Source organism: Vibrio nigripulchritudo (genome assembly GCF_027924785.1).
Lineage (GTDB): Bacteria > Pseudomonadota > Gammaproteobacteria > Enterobacterales > Vibrionaceae > Vibrio > Vibrio nigripulchritudo.
The window spans coordinates 989007-1007225 of the sequence record NZ_AP027049.1; the positions used below are offsets into that span (position 1 = coordinate 989007).

16 protein-coding genes are annotated in these 18219 nt (G+C 46.5%); 10 read left to right on the plus strand and 6 right to left on the minus strand.

The genetic code is table 11. The features are described 5' to 3' along the window. The first annotated feature begins 13 nt into the window (after window positions 1-13). On the plus strand, window positions 14-1576 hold the full coding sequence (locus QMG91_RS04780) for an ABC transporter substrate-binding protein (protein ID WP_022613514.1): 1563 nt from the start codon (window positions 14-16) through the stop codon (window positions 1574-1576). 91 nt (window positions 1577-1667) lie between these two features. Here the strand turns inward: QMG91_RS04780 and argS are convergent, their stop codons facing one another. Then, complete coding sequence (gene argS, locus QMG91_RS04785) at window positions 1668-3401, minus strand: arginine--tRNA ligase (RefSeq protein WP_281829205.1); 1734 nt, start codon at window positions 3399-3401, stop codon at window positions 1668-1670. A 218-nt stretch (window positions 3402-3619) separates the two neighbouring features. On the opposite strand from argS, the gene QMG91_RS04790 reads away from it, so the two are divergent. Then, window positions 3620-4222, plus strand: a complete 603-nt coding sequence (locus QMG91_RS04790; protein ID WP_281829206.1) for a VOC family protein — start codon at window positions 3620-3622, stop codon at window positions 4220-4222. A 62-nt stretch (window positions 4223-4284) separates the two neighbouring features. Here the strand turns inward: QMG91_RS04790 and purU are convergent, their stop codons facing one another. Further along, on the minus strand, window positions 4285-5118 hold the full coding sequence (gene purU / locus QMG91_RS04795; protein ID WP_004407423.1) for a formyltetrahydrofolate deformylase: 834 nt from the start codon (window positions 5116-5118) through the stop codon (window positions 4285-4287). Between the two features lie 214 nt (window positions 5119-5332). On the opposite strand from purU, the gene QMG91_RS04800 reads away from it, so the two are divergent. From QMG91_RS04800 to rnd, 8 genes are all read left to right on the plus strand, one after another. Beyond that, a complete protein-coding gene (locus QMG91_RS04800; protein WP_022589972.1) occupies window positions 5333-5530 on the plus strand; it encodes a hypothetical protein in 198 nt (65 codons plus the stop codon). Window positions 5531-5646: 116 nt separating this feature from the next. Further along, complete coding sequence (locus tag QMG91_RS04805) at window positions 5647-7596, plus strand: ATP-dependent DNA helicase (protein ID WP_281829208.1); 1950 nt, start codon at window positions 5647-5649, stop codon at window positions 7594-7596. Window position 7597: 1 nt separating this feature from the next. After that, the gene (gene tsaB / locus QMG91_RS04810; RefSeq protein ID WP_281829209.1) at window positions 7598-8299 is read left to right on the plus strand and encodes a tRNA (adenosine(37)-N6)-threonylcarbamoyltransferase complex dimerization subunit type 1 TsaB; all 702 of its coding nucleotides are present in this window, start codon (window positions 7598-7600) and stop codon (window positions 8297-8299) included. A gap of 56 nt (window positions 8300-8355) precedes the next feature. After that, the gene (locus tag QMG91_RS04815; protein ID WP_022551301.1) at window positions 8356-8652 is read left to right on the plus strand and encodes a hypothetical protein; all 297 of its coding nucleotides are present in this window, start codon (window positions 8356-8358) and stop codon (window positions 8650-8652) included. 89 nt (window positions 8653-8741) lie between these two features. Beyond that, a complete protein-coding gene (locus tag QMG91_RS04820; protein ID WP_004407431.1) occupies window positions 8742-9287 on the plus strand; it encodes a Slp family lipoprotein in 546 nt (181 codons plus the stop codon). Next, the gene (locus tag QMG91_RS04825) at window positions 9287-10141 is read left to right on the plus strand and encodes an alpha/beta fold hydrolase (RefSeq protein WP_281830437.1); all 855 of its coding nucleotides are present in this window, start codon (window positions 9287-9289) and stop codon (window positions 10139-10141) included. The genes QMG91_RS04820 and QMG91_RS04825 overlap by 1 nt, the downstream gene beginning before the upstream one ends. A 104-nt stretch (window positions 10142-10245) precedes the next feature. Further along, window positions 10246-11928 carry a long-chain-fatty-acid--CoA ligase FadD gene (gene fadD / locus QMG91_RS04830; protein ID WP_004407435.1) on the plus strand — a complete coding sequence of 561 codons (1683 nt, stop codon included), beginning with the start codon at window positions 10246-10248 and terminating at the stop codon, window positions 11926-11928. A gap of 144 nt (window positions 11929-12072) precedes the next feature. Then, complete coding sequence (rnd, locus tag QMG91_RS04835) at window positions 12073-13188, plus strand: ribonuclease D (RefSeq protein ID WP_281829212.1); 1116 nt, start codon at window positions 12073-12075, stop codon at window positions 13186-13188. Window positions 13189-13282: 94 nt separating this feature from the next. Here the strand turns inward: rnd and QMG91_RS04840 are convergent, their stop codons facing one another. The 4 genes from QMG91_RS04840 to QMG91_RS04855 all read right to left on the minus strand — a co-directional run bounded on the left by QMG91_RS04840 (window position 13283) and on the right by QMG91_RS04855 (window position 18157). Continuing rightward, window positions 13283-14035: a DNA/RNA non-specific endonuclease gene (locus tag QMG91_RS04840; protein WP_200766837.1), complete on the minus strand. Its 753-nt coding sequence runs from the start codon at window positions 14033-14035 to the stop codon at window positions 13283-13285. Window positions 14036-14214: 179 nt separating this feature from the next. After that, on the minus strand, window positions 14215-14985 hold the full coding sequence (gene xni, locus QMG91_RS04845; protein WP_004407443.1) for a flap endonuclease Xni: 771 nt from the start codon (window positions 14983-14985) through the stop codon (window positions 14215-14217). Between the two features lie 78 nt (window positions 14986-15063). Next, window positions 15064-16428: a nucleotide 5'-monophosphate nucleosidase PpnN gene (gene ppnN, locus QMG91_RS04850; RefSeq protein WP_022551297.1), complete on the minus strand. Its 1365-nt coding sequence runs from the start codon at window positions 16426-16428 to the stop codon at window positions 15064-15066. Between the two features lie 157 nt (window positions 16429-16585). Then, entirely contained in the window at window positions 16586-18157 is a 1572-nt protein-coding gene (locus tag QMG91_RS04855; RefSeq protein ID WP_004399385.1) for a GGDEF domain-containing protein, read from the minus strand. Window positions 18158-18219: the final 62 nt, after the last annotated feature.

The window sequence follows — 18219 nt, forward strand, 5'->3', positions numbered from 1 at the left end:
TGGAGTAGAGGTTATGAAGAAAGCAACAAAAGCGCTGGCAATTGCTGGTGTCTTGTCTGCACCATTTGTCGCCGCAGACAACAAACCCGTGGAGATTACCGTCAGCATGGTTCAGATAATCGGAACCATCGACCCGGCGAAAATCACGGACTACACCGAATACATGGGAGCGGTAAACCTGTATGACGGTCTGACAACGGTAAATACATCCGGCGATATTGCCCCTTTGCTGGCAGAGCGTTGGGAAGTGTCTGAAGACGGGAAAACCTATCTGTTTCACCTGAAAAAAGGCGCAACTTTCCACGATGGCAGTTCGGTGCAAGCCAAAGATGTGGTGTATTCCATTCAACGTCTATTGACCCTTAATGAAGGTCCGGCGGGCTTCTTTTCGAAAAGCATTGACCTGGATAAGTTAAAAGCGGTGGACGGGCAGACCGTTCAGATTGGTCTTACTGAACCGTCATCCGCATTTTTAGCCACCACACCGCTTTTGTTTGTCGTGAACAGTGACAAAGCCATGGAAGCAGGTGGCAGCGACAAATGGGCTGAAGACTACATTGCCGAGAACGTACTGGGAGCAGGACCTTATAAGAAAGTGAGCTGGCAACGTGGCAGCCGGATGATGCTTGAACGCTACACCGGATACCACGGTAGTTTTGGTGATAAACCAATAGACAAAGTTCGTCTGTTGGTTACCAATGATGAAGCCACAGTTAAAGCGCTGGCAAACAAGGAAGAACTGCACCTCACCAGTGTTTATCAGGCAGAAGAAACCTATTCGGCACTGGCGAAGCTGAAAAACTATGAAATCGACAAACAGAAAACCGCGACCGGATTCTATATAAAGCTGAACAACAAAGTAGCGCCTACCGACGATGTGAACATTCGAAAAGCGATCGCATACGCCGTGGATTACGCCACCATCAATGAAGTGATATATGAAGGTGAACCTCTGGCAGGACCTTTGCCTCCTGCATTTAAATCGGCTTACCTTGATTCACTTAAGCTCCCTGAGTTTAATCTGGATAAAGCCAAGCAGTATGTTGACCAGTCGAAATACGCAGGCAAAGGCAAAATCCCATTGGTGCTGGGGTATGTCGCAGGTGCGGCGTTTGAGGAGGAAATAGCCCTATTACTGCAATCGACTCTGGAAACCATCGGGTTCAAGACCACATTGCAAAAAGACCCATGGAACCGAGTGACGGAGATTGCGTCAAAACCTGAAACCACCCCGCATGTGAATCAGATCTTTTATGAGCCAGTGTACCCATCACCAGACGCGGTATTCTTCAACCAATACCACTCAGATGCGTCGGGTAGTTGGGCATCCATGTCGTGGCTGCAAGATGCAAAAGTGGATAGCTGGATTGAACAGGCAAGACTGGAAAACGATCCTGCCAAGCGCAATGAAATCTACAAGCAGGTTCAGCAATATCTGGTCGACAATCAGGTCGATATTTTCCTGCAAAATTCAGTGGATAAGCTTGGTGTACACAAATGTCTGAAAGGGCTGAATTACATACCAATGCAGAGTTTTTACTTTGATTTCTCCCGTATGAACTGGGTGTGTGATTAATCCTTAACTTATCTTGATCTAGGATGTTCAAATAAAAAAATCCCTCGAACTGTTCGAGGGATTTTTGTTGAAGATTTAGCTGTCAGCCAGATTACATACGCTCTAGGGTTTCGATACCCAGCAGCGACAGACCTTGTTTGATGGTTTTCGCTGTTAGCGCAGCCAGTTTCAAACGACTTTGCTTCACGGCTTCGTCTTCGGCAATCAGGATTGGGCAAGCTTCGTAGAAGCTGGAGAACTGACCTGCCAGTTCGAACAGGTAGCTACACATGATGTGAGGCTGACCTTCGCGAGCTACAGACTGCACCGCTTCTTCAAACTGAAGCAGTTTCGCGATCAGTGTCTTTTCTTTCTCTTCAGTGATTTTTACTTCACCTTCAAGTGAATCCATAGAAACGCCAGCTTTTGCAAATACAGACGCAACACGAGTGTAGGCGTATTGCATGTAAGGCGCAGTGTTGCCTTCAAATGCCAGCATGTTGTCCCAGTCGAACACGTAATCGGTCGTACGATGCTTAGAAAGGTCGGCGTATTTCACGGCTGCCATTGCAACTGTGTTGGCAATCTTCGCTTTCTCTTCTGCAGCCAGCTCTGGGTTCTTAGATTCGATCAGTTTTGCTGCGCGTTCTTCCGCTTCATCCAGAAGATCAGCCAGACGAACTGTACCACCAGCACGAGTTTTGAATGGTTTGCCATCTTTGCCTAGCATCATGCCGAATGCATGGTGCTCAAGAGAAACAGACTCAGGGATGTATTGGGCTTTACGAACAATCGTCCACGCTTGCATCAGGTGCTGATGCTGACGTGAATCGATAAAGTAAAGTACACGGTCAGCGCCTAGCTGCTCGTAACGGTACTTAGCACAGGCAATGTCGGTTGTAGTGTAAAGGAAACCGCCATCACGCTTCTGAACGATAACGCCCATAGGCTCACCGTCTTTGTTTTTGTACTCGTCCAGGAATACAACTTGTGCGCCGTCATCTTCTTGCGCCAGACCTTTTTCTTTAAGGTCAGCGACGATTTGAGGAAGCATGTCGTTGTACTTGCTCTCGCCCATAACGTCATCACGAGTCAGAGAAACATTCAAACGGTCGTAGTTACGCTGGTTTTGAATCATGGTGATGTCGACCAGCTTCTTCCACATTTCTGCGCAGAACTCGTCGCCACTTTGCAGCTTCACAACGTAGTTACGTGCTTTAACGGCGAACTCTTCGTCTTCGTCGTACAGTTTCTTTGATTCACGGTAGAAAGCTTCTAGGTCAGAAAGCTCCATCGAAACTTCACCTGACTCTTGCTGTACACGTTCAAGGTTAGCGATAAGCATACCGAACTGTGTGCCCCAGTCGCCGATGTGGTTGGCGCGAATCACTTTATGACCCAAGAACTCCAGTGTGCGGACTACTGCATCACCGATAATGGTAGAACGCAGGTGACCTACGTGCATTTCTTTTGCAACGTTTGGCGCAGAGTAGTCAGCAACGATGGTTTTTTCTTCGTCTTTCGCCACACCCAAACGCTCGTCTGCCAGTGCAGCGTCTGCTTGTTTTGCCAGGAACTCTTCGCTTAGGAAAATGTTGATGAAACCCGGACCTGCGATTTCGGTTTTGCTCGCAATGCCTTCCAGGTCAAGAACATCCAGTACTTTTTGTGCAAATTCTCGAGGATTCGTACCCAGTTTTTTTGCTACGCCCATTACGCCGTTTGCCTGGTAGTCACCAAACTGTGCTTTTGCTGATTGGCGAACAGCTGCAGGGCTGCCTGCAGGTGCGCCAGCGGCTTCGAGAGCCTGAGATACTTTGTCGTTAATAAGTGCTTGGATATTCACTCGAGTTTCCTTCAATTCTAAGAATTGCTCTGATGCATTCCCGCAGAGTTAACCCACATATTTGGTGGAGAGGGAATGGATACTTGTTCTAGTTCACAAAATGGCGTTAATCATACCAACTTTCTCTCGGCTCTAGTAGTCGGAAAAAAATGATTTTTTCTACTTTTCGCTACGATATTGATAGAATTGCCGGAAAATCAGATTTTAGTGAGTAATCCATGTCTCCTCTCTCTGTTCGTAAGGACTTAATGCCAGAAAATATAGTCGGCCAACTGCCCGAATTTATGAAGAAAATTGAAGCGTTGGCGGAGCTAGTTCAAATCGACTTAACGGATTATCAAGCCGATCATATTGCGCTTCGAATCAATGATTCAGAGACGGCAAAAGCCGCGCACCAAGCTTGGCTTGGCTGGGGAAAGGAGATTTCATCAGCACAGATTAATGGTCGCCCGATCATAGTGTTAGCATTTAATGATTTGCTTAACGCCAGCCGTTGGGACATTGAGTGCCTGGAGTTGCCCTATCCGGCGTCGGGGAAAACTTATCCAGAAGAATCCTGGGAGCATGTGGAGTTCGTTATTCCATCAACCGCGCAGTCTGCTGACGACTATTTGCTGTTTTTGCAGCAGCAATTTCCTCAATTCAGCCAAGTTTTACCGCAATTGTCGGAAATGGGCGTGAAAATGAAGCTTTCCAGCCCTAAAGGGGAGGGAGAACGGCTGCCAAATCCTACTGTTGCCTTTAAATACAACGGAGTCTGTATCAAGCTCCATCCGCATTCTTTGAAAGACGTAGTGGCATCAGAACAATCTGAACTTTAATTTAGGTTACGACAAAAACGGCGAGATAAAATTATCTCGCCGTTTTTGTTTTTCAATGAGTTTTACAGAATCACAGTTTTGTTGCCGTAAACAAACACGTGATCATTTACCACTTTATTGATGGCTTTACTGAGCACGTTTTTCTCAACATCGCGTCCCGCTTGAGCCATATCGGATGCGCTGAAATTATGGTCGACTGGAATCACGTCCTGCTTAATGATTGGACCTTCATCCAGATCGTTGGTGACGAAGTGCGCGGTTGCACCAATGATCTTCACACCGCGATCAAATGCTTGCTGGTAAGGTTTTGCGCCAATAAAGGCAGGCAAAAAGCTGTGATGAATATTGATGATCTTGTGGTGGTACTGTTCAACGAACGACGGCGTAAGCACGCGCATGTATTTTGCCAGAATCAGGTAATCTGCATCGTAACTATCAATCACTTCCAGCATTTTTTGCTCATGCTCTTCACGAGACAGGTCCACATGGGATACATGGTGGTATGGAATGTCGAATTTTTCCGTCAGATTCTGAAGGGTATCGTAGTTGCCTACAACCGCTGCAATGTCTATATCCAGGCTACCGTCGTAGTTCTTCATCAGAATGTCACCCAGACAGTGCGCTTCTTTCGTCACTAAAATGACGACCTTTTTGCGACCTGAGCCTACCAGTTTTCTTTTTGCACCTTCTGGTAGTGCCTGGTCTAAGTCGAGTAAGAAAGTCTCATCATTAAAGTAGCCTTCAAGTTCGGTACGCATGAAAAAATGACCGCTTGAATTATCAACATATTCATTATTATGAATAATATTGAGCTGATGCTTATAGCAAATATTGGTGATTTTGGAGATGAGTCCGGGGGCATCATTACAATGCGTAAGTAGCGTTTTTCGTTGCATTTTTTTGGTTACTTCCTGTAATAATTTTTTTGATTTCCGAATAAATTTTTTTGAGACAAGAGTGGGCTTTATAAAAAAGAATTCGCGGTGTGAGCCTCAATATGTTGTCTATAATTAATCTATTATGACGGTGGTTTCAACAAAATAAGCAAGTTCAGGAGTCTGCTTAGAAACTCAATGGTTTTTACTCCTGCATATCAAAGAGGTGATTCTGATGGATAAAGAACTGTTAGCCCGTAGATTGTATGTAGAACGCGTCACGTCTCTTGTTGGGAATCACGATATCGATGAAGATATGCTCAACCAGCTCTGGGAAGAAAAAGCCACACCTTCTGAAGCCGCTAATGCACTGATGAGCGATGACTCTTTCCAAGGACCTGCATGGCTTGAGCGCTACCTAAACCGTAAATAAAAGCCAAAGTGATTACTGAAGGGCGCGGATCTCAATTTGAGTTCGCGCCCTTGCTTTAAACCTGCCATAATTCGGTCTTTCTCTTTAGGATCAACAGACCCCAACCTACAGCATTTATGATCGACAAAACTTTTTCCTCCGATGGCGCATTAGGTAAAGCAATCAAAGGCTTTCAGCCGCGTCAGGCTCAGCTTGATATGGCGCGCGCTGTGGAAAAATCCATCAAAGAGCAGTCACAGCTTGTAGTTGAAGCCGGAACAGGAACAGGCAAGACGTTTGCTTATCTGGTTCCTGCTTTACTTAGCGGGAAAAAAACGATCATCAGCACCGGTTCCAAAAACCTTCAGGAACAGCTTTTTCACCGCGATCTCCCTTTAATGACTGATGCTCTTGGCTTCTATGGCAGTGTCGCGTTGCTGAAAGGGCGTTCGAACTATTTGTGTTTAGACAGATTAAGCCGCCAGATGGTGGAAAGTCACTCAGTAGAAGCGGACTCCACATTACTGTCTCAACTGGTGAAAGTGCGGAGCTGGGCGTCGGAGACCAAAAGTGGAGATCTGGGGGAGTGCAGTGACATTGCCGAAGACAGCCCTGTTATCCCTGACATCACCTCAACCAACGATAACTGCTTAGGCAAAGAATGCCCCAGCTATCAGGATTGCTTTGTGGTGAAAGCTCGCCAGAAAGCCATGGATTCCGATGTAGTGGTGGTGAACCATCACCTGTTTTTGGCAGACTTGGCGATCAAGGAAACCGGGTTTGGTGAACTGATCCCCGAGGCGGATGTGTTTGTCTTCGATGAAGCGCATCAGATCCCTGATATCGCCAGCCAGTACTTCGGTTCGTCGATCTCTAGTCGTCAAATTCAAGAATTATCCAAAGACATCGAAATCGGCTACCGCACCGAAGCCAAAGATATGAGGCAGTTGCAGAAAGTAGCAGACAGGCTTGTTCAGTCTGCTATGGACATGCGTTTAGTATTAGGAGAACCGGGGTTTCGAGGAAACTGGCGTGAAGCCATGAATTCCCCTTCGATTGAGCGTGAAACAACAAGGCTGATAGATGTGTTGGACTTAGCCATCGATGTGTTAAAAGTTGCCTTGGGTCGAAGTGAGCTTCTGGACGCGGCGTTTGAAAGAGCCAATGCCATCAAAGCGCGCATTGAGCGAGTCTGCGAAGTGAGTATTACCGGGTATTCCTACTGGTTTGAATGCTCGCCAAGACATTTCTCGTTACACATTACGCCGCTCTCTGTTGCCGAGAAATTCCGAGAGCAAGTTGAGATGAAGCAGGGGGCGTGGATATTCACGTCTGCAACGCTCGCTGTTCAGGATGATTTTAGCCATTTCACGCAACGGCTAGGACTCGCGCCTTCTCAGCAATTCTCTTTACCTAGCCCGTTCGACTATGAGCAGCAAGCCAAGCTCTGTGTACCAAGGTACTTACCTGAGCCAAATAGCCCCGGCATGGCGGATAAGCTCGCCAGAATGTTAGGACCCGTTATTGAGAAAAACGGCGGTCGATGCTTTTTTCTTTGCACCTCCCACAGTATGATGCGCGAGCTGGCAGAGCGGTTCCGGGAACAGCTTTCTATCCCTGTGTTGATGCAGGGAGAAACCACCAAGCAGAAACTATTAGCAGAGTACTTAGAACTCGGTAACGCTTTGCTGGTGGCGACTGGGGCATTCTGGGAAGGGATCGATGTAAGAGGCGATGCACTGAGCTGTGTTATCATCGACAAACTTCCTTTTACGGCACCAGATGACCCTTTGCTTAAGGCTCGAATTGAAGATTGTCGGCTCAGCGGCGGCGAACCTTTTAATCAGGTACAGATTCCAGATGCGGTGATTACCTTAAAACAGGGAGTCGGGCGTCTGATTCGAGATAAGAAAGATCAGGGGGCATTGATCATCTGCGATAACCGGCTGGTGACGCGTGATTACGGCGCAGTGTTCTTACGAAGCCTGCCGCCGATTCCAAGAACACGGGATTTAGGAATCATCAGTGAATTCCTGGTTGATATTGATTTATCCCAACAAGAAACAAATGAAAAACTTGAGGCGTAATGTGAGCGCAAAAATTCTAGCTTTAGACACCGCAACGGAAAACTGTTCTGTGGCACTGATAGTCGATGGTCAACTGTACGCAAGAAGCGAAGTTGCACCCCGTGACCACACCAAAAAAGTGCTGCCTATGGTAGATGAAGTACTAAAAGAAGCAGGGGTGACGCTTCAGGACCTGGACGCTTTGGCGTTCGGACGTGGACCGGGCAGCTTTACGGGTGTGCGAATTGGCATTGGTATTGCACAAGGTTTAGCATTCGGTGCGAATTTGCCTATGATTGGTGTATCAACCATGAAGGCTATGGCACAGGCGACTTACCGCGTGCATGGCAAAGCCTCAGCGGCAGTGGCTATCGATGCGCGAATGAGTGAAGTGTACTGGAGCCGCTATGTGCGTCAAGAAAGTGGCGAATGGGTAGAACACGACGCCGAATGTGTGGTTCCACCTTCTGTACTGGCAGAAAACTTGACGGACGATGGCCAGATTTGGACGAAAGCGGGCACCGGTTGGGACGCTTACTCAGAAGAAATGAATGGATTACCCATTTCTACTGACGCTGGAGACGTGCTGTATCCAGATGCACAGGACATGGTAGTACTGGCACAATTCGAATTCGCGAAAGGAAATACGGTTCCAGTAGAGGAATCTAGCCCGGTTTATTTACGTGATAACGTGGCTTGGAAAAAGCTGCCGGGTAAAGAGTAAAAACGAGTATACCTGAGCTTGTTTTTCGGGCTCAGGTATAAAACCAAAGGACTTTTATGGCATCCATTAACGGTTTACCTCCAGTTGTTGTCCCCAATACCAACAAGACGCAAAAGCAGTCTAAGGTTAAGAAAAATGATGGGAAGCAACCTACAAGTCAGCCTACTAAGGTTGCGGACGCCGTTGCCAAAACTATCCGTCATGTGAATGAGTCGGATATCCATAAAGCACAAATCCAATATGACCTACCTGAAGGGCGCTCTCGTCGGGCGATGGAAGAGTATATGGATGTGATGAACCAGGCTAAAAAAGAGGAACTTGCCCAGCTTTTGGGGGTCGATATCTATATTTGAATTTCAGACCGAATACCAACGTAACATCAAGTTACTTAGGTGTATCAGTTTGATATAGTTGATATCAGTCTTAATTGTCGGAGCATGTTATGTCAGTTCGCCGATCCCTTCTTATCCTATCCGCCCTTCTTATTTCTGCCTGTTCCAGCCTGCCAGAACAGCTCACAGCCCAATCTGAAAATGTGATTACCGATTACCCTACATTTGCGTCATCTTCTGAACAGAATGTGGACGTTCGTTTGGGCGGTCTGATTGCCAGTGTCACCAATTTGGAAAAGCAGTCTCGTATTGAAGTGGTAAACTTGCCCATCAGCAAAACTGGAAAACCAGACATCAGTACCGATGCCAATGGTCGCTTTGTCGCTTACGTTGAAGGGTTTGTCGATCCCGTTACCTTTGCTGAAGGTCGGGTGGTCACTGTAGTAGGTAAATCTCAACCGACAGAGAAAGGCAAAGTAGGGGAGTTTGAATATACATTCCCAGTGATGAATGCTTACGGAATGCATTTGTGGAAGGTTGAAGAGTCTGTGATCATTCATGACTTTGATACTTATCTGTACCCTTGCTACGGTATTCACTGCCGCTCAAGCCGACTGGGTTCCAGTAAGGCAAAAGTCATCCAAGAAGTGAAATGATGGAACAAACACAATATTGGCTGGATGAGCATCAGCGCATCGCAGCCATTGAAATGGGTAACGCAAAAACGGCCGCTAAGACGGTCGTTTTTGTTCATGGCTGGATGGATAACGCCGCCAGTTTTATCTCAGTGATGGCGTCGATGCTCCAGTCAAAGCCAGACTGGCATTTGATTGCGATAGATTTGCCCGGGCACGGTCTTTCCAGTTCCAAGGGAGAGGACAACTTTTATCCTTTTCATGACTATATAGACGATCTTCACCGCACTTTGTTGAAACTTTCAGCGAATGAAGTGGTTTTGGTAGGGCATTCACTTGGTGCATTAGTCACAAGTTGCTATAGTGCCGCGTTTCCTGAAAAGATAGCAGCTTCGGTCGAAATTGAAGGGTATGGTCCTCTGGCTGAAGAAGCAGAAAATGGTGTGAAAAGGCTGCGTTCTGGTATTGAAAGCCGTCTAAAGCATCGCGACAAACCTATCAAAAGCCTGTCCGATCCGGAAGATGCTGTCCGATTGCGTGCTGTGAGGGCACAAGTATCACAAGACCTTATTCGACCTTTGGTATATCGGGCTCTTGAGCAGGTTGAAGATCGTTGGTTCTGGCGACACGATGAAAAACTAAAATGCGACTCTCTGTACCGCATGTCAGCGCCGCATCGCCAGAATGTACTGGATAGCCTCAACTGCCCTCATCTTGTGATATTGGGCGAAAAAGGGTTCAGTAAATTAAAAAGTATGGATAAGAGCGGTCAACCAAGCGAATTCTGGTTTACTGTTCCGGGCGGTCATCATTGCCATTTGGAATGCCCAGACCAGGTCAGTCAATTGATTGTGGATTTGGTTAACAAAATTTAAACAAGTGTTTGATTAATTCGTATCACTATACGAATGACTGTGCTGTAATAGGTCGGTTCATTGGAACCGTACATAACAGCGAGTCAAGTTTGAGGAGTTTATTTGTGGATAAAGTTTGGCTATCACGTTACCCGAGTGACGTACCAGAAACCATTGATCCGGACAGCTACCCATCACTGGTAGAGATGTTTGAGCAATCGGTACATAAATATGCCGACCAGCCTGCCTTCATGAATATGGGATCGGTGATGACCTTCCGTAAACTGGAAGAGCGAAGCCGAGCATTTGCTGCTTATTTACAAAATGAACTCAAGCTTCAGAAAGGCGACCGCGTCGCTATTATGATGCCGAACTTACTCCAATACCCGATTGCTTTGTTCGGTATTTTGCGTGCGGGTCTTATTGCGGTAAACGTAAACCCACTGTACACACCGCGCGAGTTAGAGCATCAGCTTAACGACTCTGGCGCAAAAGCCATCGTAATTGTGTCAAACTTTGCCAATACACTGGAGCAAGTGGTCGACAATACTCCAATTAAACATGTGATTTTGACTAGCTTGGGTCAGATGTTGCCGCGCGCAAAAGGCACATTGGTGGACTTCGTGGTCAAATACGTGAAAGGCATGGTGCCGAAATACGATTTGCCTAACGCGATTTCGTTCCGTAAGGCGATTCGCAAAGGTCGCCGAGAGCAATACGTGAAGCCATTTATGTCGGGTGATGATATTGCATTTCTGCAGTACACCGGTGGTACAACCGGCGTTGCTAAAGGCGCGGTGTTAACGCACCGTAATATGTTGGCTAACGTAATGCAGGCCAAAGGCGCATACGGACCGGTTCTGACGGAAGGTCGTGAGCTGGTGGTTACCGCGTTGCCGCTTTATCACATCTTCGCGCTGACAGTGAACTGCCTGCTGTTCATCGAACTTGGCGGTCGCAACTTAATGATCACCAATCCGCGTGACATTCCAGGTTTCATTAAAGAATTGCAAAAATACCCGTTTACAGCGATTACGGGCGTGAACACATTGTTCAATGCGTTAGTGAATAACGAAGACTTTAAAGAACTGGATTTCAGCCGCTTAAGCATTGCTGTGGGCGGTGGTATGGCGGTGCAGCGTGCCGTTGCCGACAAATGGAAAGAGATAACTGGTGGATTCCTGCTGGAAGGCTACGGTCTGACCGAATGCGCACCACTTGTGGCAGCAAACCCACATGATTCAACCGAATACAGCGGGGCAATTGGTTTGCCTGTGCCTTCTACTGACGTTCGAATTGTAGACGATGAAGGTAAGGTGCTTGCGAATGATCAGGTAGGAGAGCTACAGGTTCGTGGACCACAGGTGATGCAGGGTTACTGGCAACGCCCTGAAGCGACAAAAGACGTGATTGATCAGGATGGCTGGCTTTCTACCGGCGACATTGTGAAGTTCGATGAAAACGGCTTCCTGCATATTGTGGACCGTAAGAAAGACATGATTCTGGTTTCTGGCTTTAACGTATACCCGAACGAAATCGAAGATGTGGTTTCTTTGCACGGTAAAGTGCTTGAAGTGGCAGCAATCGGCGAGCCGCATGAAGTGTCTGGTGAAGTAGTGAAGATTTGTGTTGTGAAGCGCGATCCTAGCCTGACCAAGGAAGAATTGATTGGTCACTGCCGTGAACACCTGACTGGCTACAAGATTCCACGAGTGGTTGAATTCCGCGATGACTTACCGAAAACCAACGTCGGTAAAATTCTAAGAAGAGCGCTTCGTGAAGAAAATCAGGAGAATGCCTCAGCCTAAGTCGGTTGAAAGCTCAGCATAAATTCTCTTTGAGTGTTAAAATGTCAGCAATTGCTGGCATTTTTTATGCTTGTTGATAACCCAACTACTCTTTGACCTGATGAATGGTTTGGGTATATCCAGAATGATGAATAAGAGAATAAAGTGAACTACCAAATAGTCGATACAAAAGAAGCATTGGAAGCTGTTTGTTTAGCTGCGCGCGACGCCGATACTGTGATGCTGGACACCGAGTTTGTCCGAACCCGCACTTTTTACCCTCAGCTTGGCTTAATTCAGCTATTTGATGGTGATGTGCTTTCCCTCATTGATCCTACTGTCATTTCCGACATGACATCGTTTGTTGGCCTTCTTAAAGACACGTCAGTGCTGAAAGTACTTCATGCCTGCGGAGAAGATTTAGAAGTGTTTGCTCACGTGTTTGGCACCATTCCAGTACCTATGATGGACACACAAATCATGGCTGCGTTTTTAGGCCACGGTTTGTCGACTGGTTTTGCTGCATTAGTGAAAGAGTACTTAGGTGTCGAGCTGGATAAAAGCGAAGCCAGAACCGACTGGTTAGCAAGACCTTTAACGGACAAGCAATTGGAATATGCAGCAGCTGATGTGCATTATTTGCTGCCAATGTATGAAAAGCTGGAAGCTGCGGTAAAAGACGCGGGCTGGTGGGAAGCTGCTCAACAGGAATCGGATCTGATTGCATCTAAACGCGTGGTTACCCATAACCCAGAGAAAGCCTATCTGGACATTAAAGGTGCCTGGCAGCTCAGACCAAACCAGCTCGCCATCCTTAAAATTCTGGCTCAGTGGCGTTTAGAAGAAGCGTTAAAACGCGACTTGGCGCTGAACTTTGTCTTCCGCGAGCAAAACCTGTGGGCATGCGCTCGATTTGGTATCAAGGGCTTGAAGCAAATGGAGCAGCAAGGCTTTGATCATCGCGAAATTCGCCGCCATGGCAATACTGTAATTTCCATGGTGAAAAAGGGTGAACAGGTGCCACAAGATGAGCACCCAGATGTGATTGAAAGACTCATGGATAAGCCGGGCTATAAACAGCTATTCAAACAGCTGAAAGACGAAGTCAAAAAAGCGTCTCAAAAAAGCGGATTAGCGACGGAGTTCCTGGCATCGAAAAAACAAATCAATCAGTTGATCAGCTGGGTATGGAAGAAAGACAGAAATCCAGCCAGCGTGCCAGACGTAATGCAAGGGTGGAGAAAAGAGCTCTTTGGAGAGCGTCTGGATAAGCTTGTGTGATACAAAGGCTTCAAAATTAAGTCAGATTAATAGAAAAAATCCAATCGATGACCGATTGGATTTTTTGGTTATTGAAGCAATGTTTTAAGTGTTCTTAATGGCTTGTTGGCCACATTTGAGTCCACTCAAGAGATTCCATGCTGTCTTCAATAGTATCTGGCGTGGTCGAGAAAAAGTCCAACCCAGTCTGACTTTCAACTTCATCGATGGTCGCAATAAAGCTTTCGAGTTCTGCGCCCGTCACCTCTTGATGAGGAACAATAAAGGCAATCGCTTCATCGTGGTTCGGATCGAGGATCACTTTGTAAAACGCACTAGGTATGATGACGCCATCACCGATAATGCTCTCTCCACCTCGGTAGATTGGACCTGTGACCACGTACAGTTCTTGGTATTCGTTTGCTAAATCGCGGACATGTTCCTCCAGTATTCTCCAGCCATTTCGATTAAACCCGGGTAGCTGAGGAGACATGTTACTCATCAGAAAGCTTTGCAGCATGGACTGTCGAGTAAAGTCCATCGTCGCAGAGGGCGCAAGGTGACCTCTGTCGTACCCAGAACCTCGATAATCAGCCAGAGTGGAACGGGCATATTCCGGTAACTCCTGATCGGCTTTGAATGCGTTTTTGCGTTTAATGGACACATTCACGCCGTCTGCGGTGATGTGGTATGCCACCCAGTCTGCGTTTTTGGTGTTGTAGTTGTAGCCCACCGCATAGCCGTCACGACACAGAATTTGATCGCTTTGAGCTGACGGTAATCCTTTCTCAAGATGTTTGGCGCACGTTTGCGCGAATGTTGGGAACGAAAGGATGGCAGTGATAGAGAGCAGGAAAAGTGTTTTCATTATTTTTTATCTCCGTTATTAGGAGAATTAAAAATAACGAAATCTATCAATAAGACTGTGAATCCGGTTCTAAACTAATCAGTACTTTGTAAGATAAGGCTATCCAAGTGTTTAGCTTGTGAATGAAACGGATTACACAACAGGTTTTATAAACGTATTTAATTGACTCGAAATGCAGCTTAATTCTTTGAAAAGCGGATATCTTGCAGGTTAAATCCGAGCTCCATATCCGTTTTAAGAGCGGAGATCTGCTTGCAAATCTTTGCGGACTCGAAATGCTCGTCAAACTTCTTCCGGTATTTTGCCGGGAGGTCTTCCGATGCATTGGCTGTTTCGATATCAGGGTATAGGTTCAGAATTTCTTTCGCTGCTTTAGGACCAATCCCTGGAATGCCCGGAACCTGGCTGGAACTGACGCCTGCTAGCCCCCAGTAATCGGCGAGTTGTTCCGGCTTTACACCGAATTCGTTTTCGATAAAAGGCGCATCCAGCCAGCGATGCTGAAAGTAATCCCGAATTTGCAGGGTAGGGGAAAGCAGTTGGCAATACCCTTTATCCGTCGACACAATGGTGACTTTTTCACCGTGGTTCGCCACCTTACACGCCAAAGTTGCGACAAGATCATCCGCTTCATCACCGTCTGAAAGTAAAGAATCGATCCCTAACTGCCACCAGGCTTCCTGAATCGCATCCAGCCCATTCAACAGAGGCTCCGGCATGGGTTTGCGATTCTCTTTGTATGTGGGAAGAATATCCGCTCGCCACCCTCGGTTTTGTAAGTGGTGATCGAATACGGCGATGATATGGGTAGGCTTTGCTTCAGACAAAATGCGATTCAGGGTCTTGCCAGTGGTTTCGATAGTGCGGGCGATATCGTTTGGATCGGGCTGCGCAGAATGAACTCTTCGGATTAAGTTAAGCGCATCAATGATGACAAGATGAATCGACATTTTTGAATTCTAAAGAAAAAGGGGCGTATGCCCCTTAGTGTATTGGAATCGATGGATGTTGACCATAGAGGAAGGACGCTAGTGGTCAGATAGCGCAATTTTGTAGCATGGAATGTATTCCGAACCCGGAAGCTTCATTCGTTGCTGCTCGACAAAATCGGCCAGCAAACGGTCCATTTTCTTCATCAATGTCGGATCGCCATCGATAACAAAAGGTCCTTTGCGTTTTATTTCTCGGATACCTTCTGCTTTGACATTACCTGCAACGATGCCCGAGAAAGCCTGACGAAGTTTTGCTGCCAGAACTTCTGGCTTCTGATTGAGATGTAAATCCAGATTCGCCATATTGTCGTGTGTCGGTTCAAATGGCAGTTGGAATTCCGGTTCAATTTTCAGTGACCAGTTGTAGCTGTAGGCATCGCCTGTTTCTTTACGGTGTTCACGAACTTCCGGCATCGCTTCTTTAATGATTCGTGCTGCTTTCTCTGGATCCCCAATGACGATTTGATAGCGGCTTTGCGCCTCTTCACCAAGTGTGTCCCCGATGAATTTATCAATGGATCGGAAGTAGGCTTCGCTTTCTTTCGGACCCGTTAATACGATCGGCATCGGCTGATCGACGTTTTCCGGATGCAACATGATACCCAATATGTAAAGCAGCTCTTCTGCGGTTCCAGCACCACCTGGGAATATCACAATTCCATGAGCCATGCGCACAAACGCTTCTAAACGTTTTTCGATATCCGGCATGATGATGAGCTCATTCACTATTGGGTTAGGCGGCTCAGCAGCAATAATAGAAGGCTCGGTTAAGCCGATATAACGCTGGGCATCGTAACGTTGCTTAGCGTGCCCAATGGCGGCACCTTTCATTGGTCCTTCCATTGCACCGGGACCACACCCAGTACAGATGTTGAGTTCTCGCAATCCGAGCTCATGACCCACTTCACGTGTGTATTGGTACTCGATTGGATTGATAGAGTGACCACCCCAGCACACCACTAGGTTAGGATCGATGCCCGGATGAAGCGCGCCAGCATTACGCAAAATACCAAAGACTAGGTTGGTAATGTGAGTTGCGTTAGTCAGGTTCAGGCGCTGATTGTCCGCGAGATGCATATTGACGTAGACGATGTCTCGCAACACAGAAAAAAGGTGTTCTTGAATGCCCGTAATAATAGTGCCATCGACGAATGCATGGTCAGGTGGATTATTGAGTTCCAGTTTGATGCCGCGCTCGCGGCGCATGACACTCACGTCGAATGACTTGTATTTATCAAGTAGCTCTTCGGAATTGTCAGTGTGGCTGCCGGAATTGAGAACTGCGAGGCTGCAATTTCTGTAGAGTTGATAAAGCTCGCTAGAGGCGGTTTTTTTTAGACGTTCTACTTCGATCTGAGACAGCAAATCCATGCTGCCTGCAGGGCTGATATGAGTAATCATAGGCTCCTCCTTTGGGCAGAAAGTCTTTGTTTTTGTTAATTTCTCTACCCTGTCATTTCACCTTACACAGGAATTGGCGGTTTCGCCACCCGGATTTAGCGAATAATTGAGCAATTTGTGGGGTAAGTCTTTGTTACAAGGAGGAATATGCGGGGGTTTACAGCCAGACGAGTTGGTTTGGACCTGTGCGCTTGGCGTTTTTCAGACCGAGCTGCAGTCGTTCCAGTACTTCTTCAGGGGTGTCGGTATCACTGAAGATCGCACAAACTGCCGAGGCGGTGATGGTGATACTTTGATCGCGGAACTTAAATGGAAGTTTGGCAATCTGTGCCTGAATCTTTTGTGTCACAGCATGGGTTTCTGCGTCGACCTGATCTGGAAGCAGCACTAAGAACTCCTCACCAGAGAAACGGGCAACGGTGTCGGTGTCTTTTACGGCTTTCTTAATGGTTCGGGCAATGATTTTCAGTGCCTTGTCACCTGCGCTGTATCCGAAGCTGTCGTTGAGGGTTTTGAAGTTATCAATATCGAGCAACAGAATGCGGAAAGAGTGTTGAGCACGAATCCATCTGCGATATTCCAGCTCCAGTTTGTCTGCCAGAGCTGCACGGTTATAAACCTTCGTGAGGGGATCAAGCAGTAAGCGCTGAGCCTGATCTTGTAGCCTTCTGCGGTAGTCCTGAGTGACTTCCTGAAGTGCTTCAAGTTGATTGTGGCTGTAGCTCAAACGCTCGGTTAAGGCTTGCTCGCGCTTCTCAATATGTTGCAATCTTTCTGTGAGAGAACCTATCTGATCAAGCAAAGGAGCAATCGCCCCTTTCAGTTGTTCTACATCCAAATCCGAGTCGAGGCTGGTTTTGCCTTGGGAAACCAGTTCATTGATCTCAAAATGCATCATCTTACGATGTTCAGAGTAAGACAGGCTCTGCTCAATATTCTGAGATGTGTTCTTTATTGCCGTATTCAGTGAGCTGTTGACTTGATCAAGGAATTGTTCGGACGTTTTTCGCTCGAAATGTGTACCTTGAATAACGAGTTTAAGAATTTGAAGAATCAACTCGAATAATTCATTAGGCGGTACGCCAATGAGAAGTTTTGCTCTGATGTCGGTAAGTAATTCGCCCGATTCACCATCAAAATCCAGTTCGGTTATCAGGTTTTGCAATTCTTCAGACAGACGATCAAAAATTTCCTGGTCGACTGCTTTTTCAAGATTCAGATTATTACGGGAATTTGACGCCATAATTTTAGTGGCGCGCTCGTAAATACCAAGAAGACGAATAGCCTGATCGATTTCTTGAGTGAGTTTTTTACTAGGGAAGTGAAGCAGATTTCGCAGATCACGTTTTAATTGTGCAGGCAGACCTGGAATGCGCTGCAACGTTTCTCCGCTATGTTTAATTCGCTCGTCTAAGTGAATTGTCTTTTTTTCCATGGTCACCGTGTTTTGCTTCAGCATTCTCTCTATGACGACAAGCTTGGGTATTAACTTAGTGACATCTTGATGTTGTTCTAGGTCTTTCTTTAAACCTGTTAAACCCCTATCAAGATCTTGGTTATTACCTTGGCATGCATCACTTAGATTAGCAACTATACGCTTAAGAACGTTTTGCTCTCTTTTAAATTTAAAAAGAGAATCTCGATGCGAAAGACGAGCATGATCTAACTTGCATTTCAATTCATGCAATTCGTCTTTCAACTCTTGCTCAAGAGCATCCAAATCATTCATAAAAAGCAGGTGCCAAAAAACCGCGATGGCGAAAACAGTTATTCGATAATAACAAAAAACAA